The sequence below is a fragment of the Nannocystis bainbridge genome, from assembly GCF_028368995.1.
Classification (GTDB): Bacteria; Myxococcota_A; Polyangia; order Nannocystales; family Nannocystaceae; genus Nannocystis; species Nannocystis bainbridge.
The window spans coordinates 846,429-863,579 of sequence record NZ_JAQNDL010000001.1 but is presented as its reverse complement, the minus strand read 5'-3'; the positions used below and the strand labels follow the sequence as shown (position 1 = coordinate 863,579).

11 protein-coding genes are annotated in these 17,151 nt (G+C 73.6%); 7 read left to right on the top strand and 4 right to left on the bottom strand.

What is annotated here, in order from left to right; all coding sequences use genetic code 11:
• Positions 1-480: 480 nt before the first annotated feature.
• Positions 481-1,497, top strand: coding sequence for a hypothetical protein (locus tag POL25_RS03420; RefSeq protein WP_272084360.1), 1,017 nt, complete (start codon positions 481-483; stop codon positions 1,495-1,497).
• Between the two features lie 174 nt (positions 1,498-1,671).
• Here POL25_RS03420 and POL25_RS03415 read toward each other — a convergent pair whose 3' ends face one another.
• Positions 1,672-5,478: a serine/threonine-protein kinase gene (locus tag POL25_RS03415; RefSeq protein ID WP_272084359.1), complete on the bottom strand. Its 3,807-nt coding sequence runs from the start codon at positions 5,476-5,478 to the stop codon at positions 1,672-1,674.
• A gap of 226 nt (positions 5,479-5,704) precedes the next feature.
• Between POL25_RS03415 and POL25_RS03410 the strand changes: the two genes are divergently transcribed.
• From POL25_RS03410 to POL25_RS03400, 3 genes are all read left to right on the top strand, one after another.
• Positions 5,705-6,916, top strand: coding sequence for a thiolase family protein (locus POL25_RS03410; RefSeq protein ID WP_272084358.1), 1,212 nt, complete (start codon positions 5,705-5,707; stop codon positions 6,914-6,916).
• 96 nt (positions 6,917-7,012) lie between these two features.
• The gene (locus POL25_RS03405) at positions 7,013-7,519 is read left to right on the top strand and encodes a hypothetical protein (protein WP_272084357.1); all 507 of its coding nucleotides are present in this window, start codon (positions 7,013-7,015) and stop codon (positions 7,517-7,519) included.
• A gap of 172 nt (positions 7,520-7,691) precedes the next feature.
• Complete coding sequence (locus POL25_RS03400; RefSeq protein ID WP_272084356.1) at positions 7,692-8,645, top strand: homocysteine S-methyltransferase family protein; 954 nt, start codon at positions 7,692-7,694, stop codon at positions 8,643-8,645.
• A 91-nt stretch (positions 8,646-8,736) separates the two neighbouring features.
• Here POL25_RS03400 and POL25_RS03395 read toward each other — a convergent pair whose 3' ends face one another.
• Both POL25_RS03395 and POL25_RS03390 read right to left on the bottom strand, forming a co-directional pair.
• Positions 8,737-9,498, bottom strand: coding sequence for an STAS domain-containing protein (locus POL25_RS03395; protein ID WP_272084355.1), 762 nt, complete (start codon positions 9,496-9,498; stop codon positions 8,737-8,739).
• A 236-nt stretch (positions 9,499-9,734) separates the two neighbouring features.
• Positions 9,735-10,508, bottom strand: a complete 774-nt coding sequence (locus tag POL25_RS03390; protein WP_272084354.1) for a sulfite exporter TauE/SafE family protein — start codon at positions 10,506-10,508, stop codon at positions 9,735-9,737.
• 150 nt (positions 10,509-10,658) lie between these two features.
• Here POL25_RS03390 and POL25_RS03385 point away from each other — a divergent pair, with 150 nt between their 5' ends.
• Entirely contained in the window at positions 10,659-10,781 is a 123-nt protein-coding gene (locus POL25_RS03385; protein ID WP_272084353.1) for a hypothetical protein, read from the top strand.
• On the top strand, positions 10,778-11,824 hold the full coding sequence (locus tag POL25_RS03380) for a hypothetical protein (RefSeq protein ID WP_272084352.1): 1,047 nt from the start codon (positions 10,778-10,780) through the stop codon (positions 11,822-11,824). Before POL25_RS03385 ends, POL25_RS03380 begins: the two co-directional genes overlap by 4 nt.
• A 29-nt stretch (positions 11,825-11,853) precedes the next feature.
• Here the strand turns inward: POL25_RS03380 and POL25_RS03375 are convergent, their stop codons facing one another.
• Positions 11,854-13,089: a hypothetical protein gene (locus tag POL25_RS03375; RefSeq protein ID WP_272084351.1), complete on the bottom strand. Its 1,236-nt coding sequence runs from the start codon at positions 13,087-13,089 to the stop codon at positions 11,854-11,856.
• Positions 13,090-13,515: 426 nt separating this feature from the next.
• On the opposite strand from POL25_RS03375, the gene POL25_RS03370 reads away from it, so the two are divergent.
• The gene (locus tag POL25_RS03370; protein ID WP_272084350.1) at positions 13,516-17,124 is read left to right on the top strand and encodes a M36 family metallopeptidase; all 3,609 of its coding nucleotides are present in this window, start codon (positions 13,516-13,518) and stop codon (positions 17,122-17,124) included.
• Positions 17,125-17,151 lie beyond the last annotated feature (27 nt).

The window sequence follows — 17,151 nt, the reverse complement described above, 5'->3', positions numbered from 1 at the left end:
GTGCTCGCACGCCCGGGAGCGCCGCGGAGATCGGGATGCTCGTGGGCCTTGAAGCGCCGCGGAGCACGAGGTGCTCGCGCGTCCAGGAGCGCCGCGGAGCACGATGTGCGGGCGCGCCCGGGTGCTCGTGCGCTCGGGCGCGCCGCGGGGCACGAGGGGTGCGCGCGCGGGCGGCGGTGACCGCGAGTCGGGCCCGGGTGCGCATGCGGCATCGCAATGGATGTCCCGAGAGACAGCATCGCCATTGCCGGCGAGCCGAGCTCTCGGCGCGCGAAATCGGTGGCATTCGTCATCGCGCTCGGGTCGGTGGATGGATCGGGCCCGGTGTGGCCCGGATTTGCGAACGCAGAGCGCGCTGGAACGTCGGTTTTGCCGCGAAAACGCCCCGGGCGGCGCACAGAGGTGGCTCACGCGGGGGTCCGGCTCCAGGACGCCCGCGCCTTGCCGGAATGTGACAGGTATCGTCGCAGGATGCGGGGCATGGCAGGGCGACGGGCGGCGGTGGTGGCGGGATGCGGGCTGGTGCTCGCCGGCTGCTGGAAAGACAACCCTGCCTTCATGGTCACCGAGGGGCCCGGCAGTTCGAGCGGCGGGCAGGCGAGCGGGGCGACGGTCGACGGGCCGGACACTTCGACGACGACGACGACGGACTCGACCACCAGCGAGGAGACGAGCACCTCGGAGGATCCGAGCCCCTCGACCTCGACGACTTCGACCAGCGGCAACGTGGTGACGAGCGGGCCGGACCTGACGACGACCTCGACGACCACGAGCTCGGGCGATACTTCGAGCTCGACGAGCACGACCACCGAGGACGCCCTGCCCGCGTGCGGTGCGACCGCGTACGGGCCGGCGGAGCTGCGGGCGCGGCAGTGGAGCGGCCTCGTGCCGCAGGCCTGCCTCGACCTCCCGGGGCGCAACTACCGGATCATCAGCGTCGAGGGCGGGTTCGTCACGGCCGTCGCCTGTTCGGCCGATCCGGGGGCGGGCTGCAGCGGCTGCAACTTCTCGCAGACGCTGCAATTCGGGTTCTCCACCCCCGAGCCGGCGGAGGAGATCGAGCTCTCGATGTGCGTGTACCTGTCGGCTCACGGGGCGATCGACGTGCCGGCGCCGCAGCCGTGCCAGTTCAAGCAGATGGCGCTGTGGTCGGACAACAGCAACGCGCCGGGGAAGAAGGCGCCGCTGGTGATCCTCGGCCACGACACGGTGTCGGTCGACCCGGCGGTGGAGAGCATCTCGGCGGCCAAGCTGGCGGTCCAGCTGGTGCCGGCGGGGGTCGAGTGCGGCTGCGCCGACCCGGGCGACTGCTGCCCCGACAAGGCGGTCGAGTACCGCCTGCGCTTCGTCGGCGAGGAGCCGGTCGAGGTCGAGCAGGGGTCGCACGCGTCGGTGAAGCTGGCGAGCGCGACGTTCGAGGCCTATAACGGCCAGTCGTTCGAGCCGGGCGCCTGCGCGCAAGAGCAGCGGTTCGACTGGTGGCTGCTGCGGCAGTGAGCGGGCGCGGTCGCTGACGGGCCGGGGAACGCGGGTGCGGGAGCGACGAGCGCGACGCTCGCGGCCCGACGGCGGAGCGCGGCCTGAACGGAGGGACACGCTCTCTGGAGCATGCTCGAAAGGACATGTCCCGCAGCGCATGTCCGTGGGGACATGCCCGCGCAGACAGGTCGTTCAGCGGCTGGGGAAGCCGGGCAGGAGCGCGCGGGTCATGCGGTCGGGGCGGCGCACGCCCTGCTCGCCGAGGGCGATGTCGGCGGCGGCGATCAGCTCGGCGCCCTTGTCGCCGCCGGTGAGCTCGCCGAGGCGACGGCGGGCGGCGGCGGCGTAGAGCGCCATGTCGGCGCCGCGCAGGCCCGGCTCGGCGGCGCGCAGGCCGGCCAGGGCGCGCTCCCGCTGGCCCTGCACGGCGGCCAGGCCGGCGCCGACCAGCTCGCCGAGCGGGCGGGCCCACGGGGCTGTCTCGAGGGCCAGGCGCGAGGCCTCGTGCTCGACCAGGCGGACCAGGCCGGCGCGCTCGCTGTCGCCGTGGTCGGAGACGAGGCGCAGCAGGGCCGCCTGGGCCCGCAGGAAGCCGAGCACGACGTGGGCCCACTGGCTGTGGAACAGGAACGAGGTCTCGAGGTCGGCGAACTCGCGCTCGACGCGGCCCCACGGGGCGGCCGGGTCGTCGCCGTAGAAGTCGACCAGCAGGCTGCCGACGAAGGTCCACAGCCGCGGCGCGCCGAGCGACTCCTCGGGCAGGCGCTGCTGCACGTAGCCGATCTCGGCGCGGGCCCGCAGGAGGTCGTCCTCGGCCAGCCAGTAGGCGACCTGCGGCCCGCCGCGCAGCAGCGCGTCGGACCAGCTGTCGTCGCGGTCGCGGGCCTCGGCGATGAAGGTCGCCAGCCGCTGGCCGACCACGCGCAGGTCGCCGAGCAGGAAGTGGGCGATCAGCCGGTGCGACTGGCCCGACACGATCTCGAAGTTGGTGCCGGTGCACTCGCCGCGCAGGATCTGCTCCGACTGCTCGAGCAGGACGATGCTCTCGCGCCAGCGGCCGAAGTGGAACGCCGCGACCCCGCGCGACAGCGCCAGGAGGCCGCGCGGCAGCGCCTCGGGGGTGCGCTGCAGCATGGCCTGGGCGGCGCTGGCGAGCTTCTCGGTGCGGGCGCGGTCGGCCTCGCCGCCGGACGAGACGAACGCGACCTCGGCCGCGAGCGCGCAGGCGGCGTGGAAGATGTTACCTGTCTTGTAGGCCAGGTTGAGATAACGCGCCTGGAACAGCGCGGTGAGCGGGAGGTCGTGGACCGACAGGCTCGACGACAGGGTCCGGCACACGGCCAGGCGCACGAGGTCGTCGGGGTTTACGGTCTTGGGGTCGCGCTCGCGCAGGCCGAGGCCGCGCAGGCGCCAGCGGGCCCGCTCCCACGCGAGGCTGGTGTGGAGGGCGCGGCTGGTGGCGGGCAGGCTCATGCCGGCGGCGGCCAGGACCTGGCGGATCGTCGTCATGCCCTCGGGGAGCTGGCCGGCGCGCAGGAACTGCTCGCCGGCGCGGCGCCGCAGCTCGAGCGCGCGGGCCGGCGGCTCGGAGGCGGCGGCCTCGAGGTAGAGGCGGGCCGCCTTGACGCCGCGGCCGGCGTTGGCGAGCGCGTCGGCGAGGCGGACGCTGAGCTCGGCGCGGCCCTTGTCGCTGTGCGGCTTGAACTCGAGGGCGAGGCGGTAGAGGCGGGCGGCGCGGTCGAAGGCGAGGGCGGCGGCGGCCTGGTCGGCGGCCATCTGCGCGTAGTCGCCGGCGCGCTCCCACTCGCCGGCCTCGCGGTAGTGCAGCGCGAGGGTGTCGCTGTCGCGCTCGCCGTGGTTCTCCATGGCGATGGCGAGGTCGCGGTGGCGGGCCTTGAGGTCGTCGGGCGGCAGCGCGGCGAGCACCAGCTCGCGCACGCGGTCGTGATAGGTCTCGATGATCTCGCTGTCGCCGCTGCGGGTCAGCACGAGGTGCTCGCTGCGCAGGGTGGCGAGCGCGGCGTGGGTCTCGGGCAGGCCGGCGGCGGCGCCGGCGAGGCGCAGATCGACGGGGCCGCCGGCGACGGCGGCGATCTCGAGCAGGCGCCGGGCGGGCGGAGGCAGGGCGTCGATGCGGGTGAGGAGGACGCGGTCGAGGGTGACCTCGCCGCGCTCGCCGGGGCGCTCGCCGGTGGCCAGCAGGTGGCGCACGAGCTCGCTGACGAACAGCGGGTTGCCCTGGGCCTCGCGCGCGAGCTGGCGGGCCCGCGAGCGCAGGTTGGCGGGCAGGAGCGACTGCGCGAGGTCCTCAGCGTCGACCTCGGACAGCGGGCCGATGTGCAGCTCGCGGAGATCGAGCTCGCCGCGGGCCGCCTCGCGCAGGGTCTTGAGCACCGCGCCGTTGTGGGCCTCGGTGCGGTAGCTGGCGATCAGCAGCAGGGCCGGCGCGTCGGGCGGGCGCAGCAGGTCGGCGAGCAGCGCGGCGCTGTCGCGGTCGCCCCACTGGAGGTCGTCGATGTGCAGCACCAGCGGGGCGCGGTCGGCCAGGCGCGCCAGCAGCTCCTTGAGCGCGGCGAAGGCCCGCCGCCGCAGCTCACGCGGATCGGGGATGTCGACCGAGCGGCGCGGGGCCTGCGTCACGGCCTTGACCCGCTGCAGCACCGGGAACACGCGGGCCAGCGCGTGGACGTCGCGCGGGATCAGCTCGGCGACCTTGGCCTCTTGCAGGCGCAGCAGGTGCTTGGCGAGCGCGTCGATCAGCGAGTCGAGGGCCTTGAACGACACCGACTCGCGCTCGTAGCAGCGACCGGCGAGCACCACCGCCGGGCCGCGCTGCAGGCGGGCCAAAAACTCGCGCACGAGGGCGCTCTTGCCCATGCCGCTGCGGCCGTAGACCTGGACCAGCGCGGCGCGGCCCTTCTGCGTGGCGGCGGCGGCGTCCTGCAGGGCGCGCAGCTGGCCCTCGCGGCCGACGAACAGGTCGCGCTCCTGGTTGGCGGCGGCGCGCGGGCGGATGCCGGTCGGGCCGCTGCCGACGCGCTGCAGCACCTCGGCGCTGCCGGGCCGGGCCTTGGGGTCGCGGTTCAGCAGCGCGAGGCACAGCTCCTCGAGATCCTTGGGCAGGCCCGAGACGATGCTCGAGGGGACCGGCGCGTCCCGCTCCTGCTTGGCGATCATGATCTTGAGGCCCCGGCCCTTGAACGGCAGCTCGCCGGTCAGCGCCTGGAAGACCATCACGCCGACGGCGTACCAGTCGGAGGCGGCCGACGCCGGCTGGCCGCCGGCCTGCTCGGGCGAGATGTACGCCGGCGTGCCGACCACGCCGCCGGCCTCGGTGCTGCGCACGGTCTCGGTGATCGAGTCGCTGACGAGGCCGAAGTCGAGGATGACGAGCCGACCCTCGCGGGTGATGAGGACGTTCGACGGCTTGATGTCGCGGTGCAGCTTGCCGGCGGCATGCAGCGCGCCGAGGCCGGCGGCCAGCTGGCGCAGCGCGGCCCGCAGGCGCTCCCAGCCCTGCTCGCGCTCGGCGGCCAGCGCCGCGGGATCGGCGTCGGTCGGGTCCTCGGCCTCGCCGCGCACGTACTCGACGAACTCGAGCCCGTCGATGTACTCCATCGTGAAGAAGATCTGCTCGCCCTCGAAGAACAGCTCGTGCAGCTGGATGACGTTCGGATGGGCGACGTCGGCGAGGGCCCGGAACTCGCGCTTGAACCGGTAGAGCGCGCCGGGGCTGACGTTGAGCAGGGTCTTGAGCGCGACCGGGTGGGCCCGCTCGCGATCGATGGCCTCGTACACCACGCCCATGCCGCCGGCGCCGACGCGACGGACGATGTTGAAGCGCTTGTCGGCGGCGAAGCTGACGAACTGGGCGCTCTCGCCCGGGTCGGGCTCGGGCGGGTGCGACGGCGGGTTCTCGCCGTCGCCCGTGAGGTCGTCGCCCGAGCGGAACGACATCGCCTCCTCGAGCGAGAGCTGCGTGTTGTCGTCGCGACTCACGACCCCGGGAGGGTAGCTCCGCCGCCGCCGCCGCGGAACCAAATCCGCCGCCGATGCGGCGCTCGGCCGCGGGCGCGGGCGTCACGGCGGGGGCGCGGCGAGCCGGGCGGGGCGTGGTTTCGCGGCGTGTGACCGTCCTCCGCACGGCGGGCGCGCGGTTCGCGTGAGCGAGCGCAACTGAAACGTGGCCTGAGCCCGCGGGCGGTCGTGATAACCCCCAAGGGACATGACCTCCGATGCTCGCACGCCCGTCATCGTCGCCGCCGTCCGCACGCCGATCGGACGGCTCCGCGGCGCGCTCGCGCCGGTACGGCCCGACGACCTCGCGTCTCACGTGGTCCGCCACCTCGCCGAGCACTACAGCCCGGCGATGGAGCAGCTCGAGGACGTGTACTTCGGCGCGGCCAACCAAGCCGGCGAGGACAACCGCAACGTCGCGCGCATGGCCCTGCTGCTGGCCGGGCTGCCGGTCGAGATCCCCGGCGTCACCGTCAATCGCCTGTGCGGCTCCGGCATGGAGGCCATCATCCAGGCGGCCAAGAGCATCATGGTCGGCGAGGGCTCGGTGTACATCGCCGGCGGCGTCGAGAGCATGACCCGCGCGCCGTACGTGATGCCGAAGGCGGGCGACGCGTTCGCCCGCGACGCCCAGCTGTTCGACACGTCGCTCGGCTGGCGCATGACCAACCCGGCGATGGAGCGCCTCTACGGCGCGGAGCCGCTCGGCATCACCGCCGAGAACGTGGCCGAGCGCTACCACGTCAGCCGCGCCGACCAGGACGCGTGGGCGCTCGGCAGCCACACCAAGGCCGCGGCGGCGCAGGACGAGGGTTGGTTCGACAACGAGATCGTGCCGGTCGAGATCCCGGGGCCCAAGGGCGCCGATCCGACGCGCGTCAGCGTCGACGAGAGCGTCCGCCGCGACACTACTCTGGCCGCGCTGGCCAAGCTCAAGCCGGTGTTCAAGGCCGGTGGCAGCGTGACCGCCGGCAACAGCTCGCCGCTCAACGACGGCGCCGCGGCGCTGCTGATCACCAGCGCCGAGCAGGCGCACAACCTCGGCCTGCGACCGATGGCCCGCATCGCCGCGTGGGGCCACGCCGGCGTGGCGCCCGGGGTCATGGGGATCGGTCCGGCGCCGGCCAGCCGCCGCGCGCTCAAGCGGGCCGGCCTGCAGGCGGCGGACCTCGGGGCGATCGAGCTCAACGAGGCGTTCGCGTCGCAGACGGTCGCCTCGATCCGCGCCCTCGACCTCGACCCGGCCAAGGTCAACCCCGGCGGCGGCGCCATCGCTCTCGGCCACCCGCTCGGCTGCTCCGGCGCTCGCATCACCACGACGCTGGCGCACGGCATGGCCCGCGCCCGCGTGCGCTGGGGGCTGGCGTCCATGTGCATCGGCGTCGGTCAGGGGATCGCGCTTGTGCTCGAGCGCACTTGAGCGAAAGCCGCCGCGCGCATGTTTGTTGGCGGCCTGCCCGCCGTGGCCTAACGTCCGGCTCCAATGCGCAAGAACATCGTAGCTGGCCTCGCCTGCATGCTCCTCGTCCTGCCCGCCTGCAACGGCGGCAGCGGCGACACCGACAACACGCCGAGCACCACCGAAAATCCGACGACCGACGGCACGGGCGCGCCGACCACCGGCGACACCGGCGGCATCGTCTGCGAGCCGGGCCAGGCCGGCGCGATCGGCGGGGTGATGGACGAGTTCGGGTTCCCGTGCAGCGCCGACGACGAGTGCGTGGCGGTCCTCGGCGAGGGCGGCGTGTGCCTCACCGACATCCTCGAGCTCTACGACCTGCCCTGCGGCTACTGCAGCAAGCTGTGCGAGCTGCCGCCGCAGACCGCCTACGTGCCCGACGACCCGATCTGCGGCGAGGGCGTGACCTGCATCGGCGCCGACATGTACTTCGAGGGCTGCGTCGTCGAGTGCACCGACAACGCGGACTGTCCGCGCGAGGGCTACGAGTGCCGCATCATGCCGACCATCGGCCAGCCGAACGACCCCAAGTTCTGCCTGATGAAGGACGAGTTCATGCGCTGAGCCGCCGGCCTTCGGCGCGCGGGCGCGGCGACGGCCGGGCGCGCGCGCGGAGGGGCGCAGGCCCCCGCGGCGAGTGGGCCCCGGGGACATGTCCTCTCGGGCATGCGCGAGGGGACATGTCTGTATGGGCATGTCTTTTAGGGCATGCGCGAGGGGACATGTCTGAAAGGGCATGTCCGTGAAGCCGTGGCCGACGCCGGCCCTGCTCGACGGGGCGATGGGCACCGAGCTGGAGCGCCGCGGCGCCCGCATGGACGCGCCGCTGTGGTCGGCGCACGCGCTGATCGAGGCGCCCGAGGTGGTGCGGCAGGTCCACCTCGACTACCTGCGCGCCGGGGCGCAGGTGATCACGACGAACACGTTCCGCACCCACGCGCGCAACCTGGCCGCGGGCGGACGGGCGCACGAGGCGGAGGCGCTGACCCGGCGGGCGGTGACGCTGGCCCGCGAGGCGCGCGAGCAGTTCGCGGCGGAGGACCCGACCGGCGCGAGCGCGGCGCGGATCGCCGGGTCGGTGAGCCCGCTCGAGGACTGCTTCCGCCCGGCCGAGTCGCCCGGCAGCCATGCGGGGCCGGAGCACCGGGTGATGGCCGAGACGCTGGCGGCGGCCGGCTGCGACCTGCTGCTGGTCGAGACGATGGGCCGGATCGACGAGGCGGTGGCCGCGGTGGCGGCCGGGCAAGGGCTCGGGCTGCCGGTGTGGCTGGCGGTGGTGTGCCGCGCCGACGGGCGCCTGCTGGCCGGCGAGTCGCTCGAAGCGCTGGTGGCCGGGCTGCGCGGGCTCGCGGTGCAGGCGCTGCTGATCAACTGCACGGAGCTGACGTACTTGCCGGCGGCGATCCCGGCGCTGGTGGCCGCGGCCGGTGCTTCGGACATGCTCCTCGGGACCTATCCGCACACCGGCCGCGCGGAGCCGGGGCGATTCGTGACGCACGCGGTCCCGGCCGCGGCGTTCGCCACCGAGGTGGCCGCGCTGGCGAGAGACGCGGGGCTGCACCTGGTCGGCTCGTGCTGCGGCTCGACGCCGGCGTGGACGGAGGCGCTGGGCGATGCGCTTTACGCAGGGGCAGGCGAGCGCGCGGCGGCCCGAGCGTCACTGGCGGCCGCGGTGCCACTTCGGGGGTGAGCGCCACGCACGGAGGGCGCGGGCTTGGGGAAAGGACATGTCTCTCGAGACATGTCCCTATAAAAACGCCCCGAAGGTGAAAGGCCGCGTCTCAGCCGGGCTGACGCACCTGGGCCAGCGCGTCCTCGAGGGTCGCGGCGGTCGTCAGGTGGGTGAGCGTGGCCGCGGAAGTGACGAGCAGCTGCGCGAGCGACGGGGACACGCCGGCCAGCACGCACTGCGCGCCGAGCAGGCGAGCGGCCGCGGCGGTGCGACCGAGGTAGTCGGCGACGCGCTCGTCGGCGTCGACGACCCCGGTGACGTCGAGGATCAGCGCGTGGGCCCGCTGCTCGCCGATCGCGGCCAGCACGCTCTGGTTGAGGCTCTGGACCCGGGCGGCGTGGTAGTGGCCGACGAGCGGCACCACCAGCACCCCGGCGGCGACCCGCAAGACCGGGGTCGGGTAGCTGCGCTCGACCCCGGCGGTGGTGGCGAGCCCGGCCGCGACGCTGGCCTGGGCGGTGAGATCGACGACGACGCCGATGCTGTAGCGGATGCCGGCGATCTGGGTGACGTGCACGGACATGTGGATCGGCGTGCGCTTGCCGGTCTCGAGGCCGATGGCGGAGAACTCGTAGTGCTCGGGCACGGGCTCGCCGGAGATCCGCCGGCGGTAGCGGTCGACGACGAACTCGCGGTCCTCGGGGGCGATGAAGCGGACGAAGTTCTGGCCCAGCGCGGCCTCCAGGGAGCACTCGCACAGGCGCAAGAACTTGTCGTTGCACCACTGCAGCACGCCGTCCCGCATCACGTACAGCGCGATCGGGAGGTGCTCAAGCAGCGCGAGGACCTGAGTCGCGTCCAGCGGGACCATGCCCGGACGTATAGCCGAGGCGCCCGCCGACGGCACCGCGTGGAACCGCGCAGCACCGCTTCGCGGCTCGGACCGCCCCCGAGGTCGCGGCCCACGGCGGTGGATGCGACTCCCGGTCACTGCTGCGGCGCACGCGGACCTTGACACCGGGCCTCGCGTGCGCGGCGTCCTTCAAGGACGTGGTGAGAAGGACATGTCCCGAGGGTCATGTACCTGGGTTCGAATCAACCTGTCCTTCAGACCAGCAAGGAAGCGCCGCTGACCAGCACCATCACCACGATCGTCCAGCGGACCAGCGGCGCGCCGGCGCGGATCTGCATGCGCGCGCCCAGCCAGCCGCCGAAGGTCATCCCGATCGCCAGCTGCCCCGCGCGCGGCCAGTCGATCTGGCCCGCGGCCGCGAACACGGCCACCACCAGCAGCGTGTACACGAACACCAGCGCCACCTTGGCCGCGTTGGCGCGCAGCAGGTCGTGGCCGAGGTGCGACACGAACAGGGCGATCAACGGAAAACCGACGCCGGCCTGCAGGAAGCCGCCGTAGACGCCGATGAGCAGCGCCAGCGCGTGGGCGGTGGTGCCGGGCGGGCGCGGCTCGGGCGGCGGCTTCGTCATGCTACCTGGCCGAAAGACCAGGAACAGCGCCCACGCGACAAGGACCCCGCCGATCAGCGGGCGCAGCACGGCGTCGCTGGTCTGCGTCGCCAGCCAGGCGCCGAGCAGGGCCCCGGCGCACATGGCAGGCGCCAGGCGAGCGACGAGACCGGTGTGCAGGGCGCGGTCGCGCGCGAAGGTGAGCGCCGCGGCCGAGCCGTGGGCGAGCACGCCGATCCGGCTGGTGGCGTTGGCGACCCCGGGCGGCAGGCCGAGGCCGATCAGGATCGGCAAGATGACGAAGGAGCCGCCGCCGGCGAGGGTGTTGAGCACGCCCGCGACCACGCCGGCGAGCACCAGCAGCGTCGGTCCGACCAGCGGGTCGGCCAGAAAGGCGCCGGTCGGCGAGGCGAGCACGCAGCGACGGTACGCGATCGCCCGCGCCGGCGCACCTCTCCGGGCCGCAAGGCGGTTTGGAGGAGAGCGAGCGGTCGCGTCGAACTCGGGCTCGCGTCGGCGCGCAGGCGCGTGCTTCCCGGTCGCGGGCGCGTGTGCCATCGTACCGGCATGACGCTGACCGCGCGCGTGGACATCCCGCCGGGCCCGCCGCCGAAGAAGGCCGGCTGCCACATCGCCGGCTGGCTGCTGGTGCTGGCGCTGTGGGCCGCGCGGCGGCGACGACGGGCATGACCACGAGCACGCTCCTCCACGGCCCGATCGGCGCGGCCGACTTCGTGCGGCGATGGTGGCTGCGCCGGCTCGGCCCCGTGGTGCGGCCGCTGATCCGTCGCCGCGATCTGCGGATCGCCGTGCTCGGCTCGACGATGGTGGGCACCGCGCTGGCGGCGACCTTGATCGCGCCGCTGTGGCTGCTGATCCTCGGGCCGCTGGTGTGGGGCGTGCCGCACCTCGTGGCTGACCTTCGGTACATGCTCGTTCGGCCAGGTTATCACCGGCGCCTGGCGCTGGTGGTCCTGGCCGGGCCGCCGCTCGCTTACGTCGCGCTCGGCGGCCACCTGCTGTGGGGCTTCCTCGCCGCCGGGCTGGCGGCCGCGGTCGCGCGGGCGAGCCCCGCTCGGCGCGTGCTCGGGGTCGTGATGGTCGCGGGCTTGGCCGGCAGCTTCGCCGCGCTCGGGCGCACCGGCGACGTCGTGTTCGCCCACCTCCACAACGCGATCGCCGTGCTGCTGTGGTGGGCGTGGCGGCCGCGGAAGTCGCGGCTGCACTGGCTGCCGCTGGCGCTGATGGCCCTGGCCAGCGCCTTCCTCGTCAGCGACGTCGCGCTGGCGGCCGTGCGCGCCAGCGGCGGGCTGCAGTGGTTCGGCGGCGGCATGGGCCCGCAGTACCAGGTGTGGCGGCTGTCGCCCGGGGTCGGCCCGGAGTGGGCGCTGCGGCTGGTGCTGCTGTTCTGCTTCGCGCAGACGATCCACTACGGCGTGTGGCTGGGCCTCTTGCCTGACGAGGACCGCGCGCGCGCGACCCCGCCGACCTACCGGGCCCGCTGGGCCGGGCTGGAGGCCGACATGGGCCGGCCGCTGCTGTGGGCCGCGATCGCCGTCGCCACCGCGCTGGCGCTGTGGGCCGCGCGCGACCTGATGGCGGCCTGCCACGGCTACTTCCGCATGGCCCGCTTCCACGGCCACCTCGAGCTGTGCGCCGCCGCGCTGCTGCTGATCGAGGGTGGCGCGAGGGACATGCCCCGGAGGTCAGGTCCCGAAGAACATGCGCCTTGAGACATGCCCCGGAGGGCATGTCCGATCGGTCACCCGGGGTTGACCGGGAAGCACTCGCAGCGGCCCCAGTCGCCGACGCAGCCCCACGGGGCCGCCTCGAGCTGGGTGAAGAACGCGTCGTAGTCGCTCTGGATCAGGGCCGGGTTGCCGACCGAGGAGAAGCCGCCCACGGCGCCGAGCTGCGGGGCGCCGGCCAGCGAGGCGAGCTGGTCGTTGTCGGCCAGCGCGAAGTGACCCACCGCGGCCAGGCTGTCCAGGCCGGCGAGGCTGGCCAGGTGATCGAGGCCGCCGTCGTCGCCGTGGGAGCAGTCGCCGAGGGTGAAGGTGCCGACGGTGACGAGCGACCCGAGGCCTTCGAGGTCGGTGAGCGCGGGCAAGGCGTTGAAGACGATCTGGCCGCCGCTGAGGAGGCCTGACAGCGGGGCGAGGTCGGTGAGCTTCGGCAGGCGCTCGAAGTGGAGGTCGGCCTGCAGCAGCGGCTCGAGGCCGACCAGCGAGGTCAGCTCGGGCAGGTCGAGCAGGGCGAGGTGGACCGTGCCGGCGCCGTTGTCGGCCAGGGGCCCGGCGAGCCCGGCGATGCTCGCCAGCGCCGCGTTGCTCTCGATGCGCAGCTCGAGCGGTCCGGCGGCGCCCCAATTGGCGGCGGCGTGGAGGTCGACGAGCGCGTCGTTGTCGCGCAGCACCAGCGAGGCGACGCCGGCGAACTCGGGGGCGAAGCTCGGCAGCGCGGTGATGCCGAGGCGCTCGAACTCGAGGCGCGGGGCGACGCGCAGGCGGGCCAGGGCGTCGAGATCGGCGAGCTGCGGCATGCCGGTCAGCTTCAGCGCCTCGATGTCGCGCAGGCAGGCGAGGCCCGACAGATCGGCGAGCGCGAGGTTACCGGCGATGGTCACCGCGCCCTCGACCCACTCGAGGTTGCCGAGGCTGGCGATCTCCTGCAGCGTCGCGTTGGCGCCGATGTAAAGGTCGCCGTCGATGTGGTTGACGCAGGCGAAGTTGGCCCCGCCGCCGCCGAGCGTCACGGTGCCTTCGTGCGCCGAGAAGTCGTCGCACGGCGGGCCGCAGGCGGCGGGCGGATCGAAGGTGGTCGAGCCGTCGCCGCCGCCGGTGCCGACGGACGTCGGGTCCACGGTGTCGCTGGTGGTCGGGGTAGAGTCGGGGTCGGTCGGCCCCAAAGTCGTCGTTGAAGCGTCGGACAGCCCAGTGGTGGCCCCCACGCTCGCGCTGCCGTCGCTGCTGGCGTCGGTGTCGAGGGGGCCGGGCACGGTGCTCTCGTCAGGACAGGCGCATATGACCAAAAGGCCAGGTAGGAATCGATAAGGGTGAAATCCAAGCACGCCGATCATGATGCCGCAGAACCGCCGCGGACGCGACGGTACCGCCAGTTGCACGCGCGGGCCGGGGTTGCGGGCGGTTAGGCGCGTTGTCCGCGGACGTGGGCAGGGCCGCGCGGCGGGCCGACTGTTCGGGCGTGGCGGTCGAGGCCACCGCGGCGACGCAGCGCGACCGTCGGGCGATGGGGTCACGCAGCATCTGTACGAACGGTCAGGTCGGTGCGCGTCGCAGCTCTGGCGCGCGGCCACGCCCGCGGCGGCTCGTACCGACGCGGCTCGACACGGGAGGTCCATTGGCTAAGCTCGGCGCCGATGCACCATCGATCGAGGATAGGCTTCGTCCCCTGCGGATATCTTTTGACACTGACGACCGCGCTCGCGCCCGTTTATGCGTCCGGGTCGCCGGCGCCGACGGTGGCCGGGCGGGTCGCCAGCGACGTGGTGGTCGCCTCGCGGCACGCCGGGGTGCCGTCGTTCGTGTGGGCGACGGGCCCGGCCCCGCGCGGGGCTTCGCCCGAGCAGGCCGCGCGCCACCACCTGGAGCGCCTGCGCCACGTCTATGCCGCGCCGCGGGCGGCCCTCGCCGATGTCCGCCTGGTCCACGTCCACGACACCGGCCGCGGCGGGATCGTGGTGATCCTGCGGCCGACGGTCGCCGGCGTCGATGTCCTTCACGGTGATATCAAGATCTTGCTGGGCCGCGACCTCGGCCTGCGCGCGATCGGGGGCAGCCCGCACCCGGCGGCGGTGGCCAGCAGCGCCCGCGCGGCGGCCGTGAGCGCGCCCGAGAGCGTGACGGCGGCCCTGCGCGACCTGTTCGGCGTATATGTCCCGGCGGACAGGTGGGTCGCGACCCGGGCGGCCGACGCCGCGGGGCGGGTGCCGTATACGCTGGCCAAGGCGCCGGCCGGGCTCACGCTGTCGCGGCCGGCCCGCGTGCGGCCGGTGTACTTCCCGGTCGGAGGATCGCTGGTGCCGGCCCACCGCGTCGAGGTCCAGGCCGCGACCGCGGGCGGCCAGCCGGAGGCGTTCCTCTACGTGATCGCGGCCGACGATGGGCGGGTGCTGGAGCGCCAGGACGCCAAGCAGCGCGACGCCTACGCGTACCGCGTGTGGGCCGACGACGACGGCGATCACCGCCCGCTCGACGGGCCGATGGAGGACTACACGCCGCACCCGCTCGGGGAGCCGACCGGCGCGCCGATGATCGGTCCGGCGCCGGTGCTGGTGACGATCGAGGGCCTCAACACCAACCCCGAGGGTGAGCCCGATCCGTGGCTGCCGCCCGGGGCCACCGAGACCGTCGGCAACAACGTCGACGCGTTCTGCAACCGCGCCGGCGACCAGAAGATCGGCGCCAAGGACTTCCGCGCGTCGGTCACCGCGCCCGGCGTGTTCGACCGCGCCTACGACCTGACGCAGGAGCCGGGCGCCAGCGAAGAGCAGTGCAAGGCCGCGGCCACGCAGCTGTTCTACGTCACCAACTACCTTCACGACTGGTGGTACGACTCGGGCTTCGACGAGGGCGCCGGCAACGCCCAGGCCGACAATTTCGGCCGCGGCGGGCAGGGCGGCGACCCGCTGCTGACGCTGGCCCAGGACGGCGTGTTCGACGGCCTGCGCGACAACGCGTACATGGTGACGCTCGAGGACGGCGAGCCGTCGCACATGCACATGTTCGTGTACAGCGCGGCCTCGACCGACCTGTCGCTGACGATCGAGGACGCGCCGTTCGAGGTCGGTCAGGCGGATTTCGGCCCCAAGATCTACGACGTCACCGCCGAGCTGGTGGTGGTCGACGACGGCGCCGGCAAGAGCCCGAGCGACGGCTGCGAGCCGCCGCAGAACGACCTCACCGGCAAGATCGCGCTGATCGATCGGGGCACCTGCGCCTTCGAGCTCAAGGCCAACCTCGCCGAGGCGGCCGGGGCGGTCGGCGTCATCTATCCCGACATCCTCGCCGACCAGCCGGCCTACCCGCCGGGGCCCGATCACATGATCGACGACCCGACGATCCCGGGCCAGGGCCTGTCGAAGAGCGACGGCGACGCGCTCAAGGCCCAGCTGCAAAACGGCCCGCTGACCGCCCACATGGTCGGCAACAGCCCGCCCGAGCGCGACGGCACGATCGAGAACCTGGTGGTGGCGCACGAGTGGGGCCACTTCATCCACAACCGCCTGGTCGAGTGCGTCAGCATGCAGTGCCGGGCCCAGGGCGAGGGCTGGGGCGATTTCCTGGCGATCCACATGGCCTTGCGGTCAGGTGACGATCTCGACGGGACCTACGCCGACGCCAACTACACCGGCCCCGACCCGACGCATTACTTCGGCGTGCGCCGGGTGCCGTATTCGGTCGACATCACCAAGAACGCGCTGACCTTCCGCCACATCGCCGACGGCGAGCCGCTGCCCGATCAGCACCCGATCAACGACGTGTTCGGCGCGCCCAACTACGAGGTCCACAACGCCGGCGAGGTGTGGGCGACGATGCTGTGGGAGGTCTACGTCGCGCTGCACAAGGTCAACGCGGGGCGCAAGAGCTTCGACGAGGTGCGGCGGGCGATGAGCGACTACGTCGTCACCGGCATGATGATGGCGCCGGTCGGGCCGACGTACACCGAGCAGCGCGACGCGCTGCTGGCGGCCATGGCGGTCGCCGACCCGGGCGACTTCGCGGCGGCGGCGACGGCGTTCGCCCGCCGCGGCGCGGGCACCTGCGCGGTCGCGCCGACGCGCGACTCGCTGCTGTTCGACGGGGTGATGGAGGACTTCGAGGTCCGGCCGCTCGGGGTGCTGGCGGCGGCGACGGTCGACGACGCGACGATGTCGTGCGACCAGGACGGGGTGGTCGACGTCGGCGAGCCCGGCCTGCTGACGATTGCCATCGAGAACCTCGGCGGCGCCGACCTGGCCGGGGCGCAGCTCACGATCTCGAGCTCGAGCCCGAGCGTGACGTTCGCCGGCGAGACGACGATCGCGCTCGACACCCTGGCGCCGCGCAGCTCGGCGACCCTGCAGCTCCCGTTCGCGCTGCCCGAGGCGCTGCCGGGGGTCGAGGCGGCGACGTTCTCGCTCAAGATGACGACGCCGGGCGGCTGCGAGGCCGAGGCGGTGCGCGAGCTGAAGGTGGTGCTGAACGGCGACCCGATGGCGGCCTCGTCGTCGGTCGACGACGTCGAGGCCGCGGACACGCTGTGGGCCGCGAGCGGGACCGGCGGCAAGGACCTGTGGGCGCGTCTGGCCAACGCTTCGAGCGGCACGGGCTGGCACGTCGACGACCCGGACGCCAAGTCCGACACCTGGCTGCTGTCGCCGACGATGAAGGTCGCGGCCGATCAGCCGCTCGTGATCTCGTTCGACCACGCGTACTACTTCGACTCGTCGCCCGACCAGGACGCCAACATCCTCGCGTGGGACGGCGGGGTGGTCGAGATCTCGAGCGACGGCGGCAAGACCTGGGAGGACCTGGCGAAGTACGGCGATCCCGCTTACTCGGGCACGATCGCCAGCAGCGACAACCCGCTGTCGAACCGGCCGGGCTATGTGCGCGTCAGCCCGTCGTACCCGCTGCTCGACCACGTCGAGGTCGACCTGGGCATGGCGTTCGCGGGCAAGGAGGTCCGCGTGCGCTTCCGTCAGGGCAGCGACTTCGCGACCGCGGCGCCCGGCTGGGACCTCGACAACCTCGGCTTCTCGGGCGTGACGAACACGCCGTTCCCCGGGTGGGTGGCCGATCCGGGCGACTGCGTCGGCGCGACGCCGACCACCAGCGACAGCGAGGGCAGCGCGAGCAGCACGACCGAGGCGACGGACAGCTCGAGCGGCGAGCCCGACTCGGGCACGACTTCGCCGCAGGCCGGGCAGGACGACGGCTGCGCCTGCCGCAGCGACGCGGGCGGCGGCTGGGCCGGGGCGGGGCTGCTGGCGCTGGTGGGGCTGATGCGCCGGCGCCGGCGCGGCGCCTGAGGCGAGGGCGGTGAGCCTCGCGCCGGC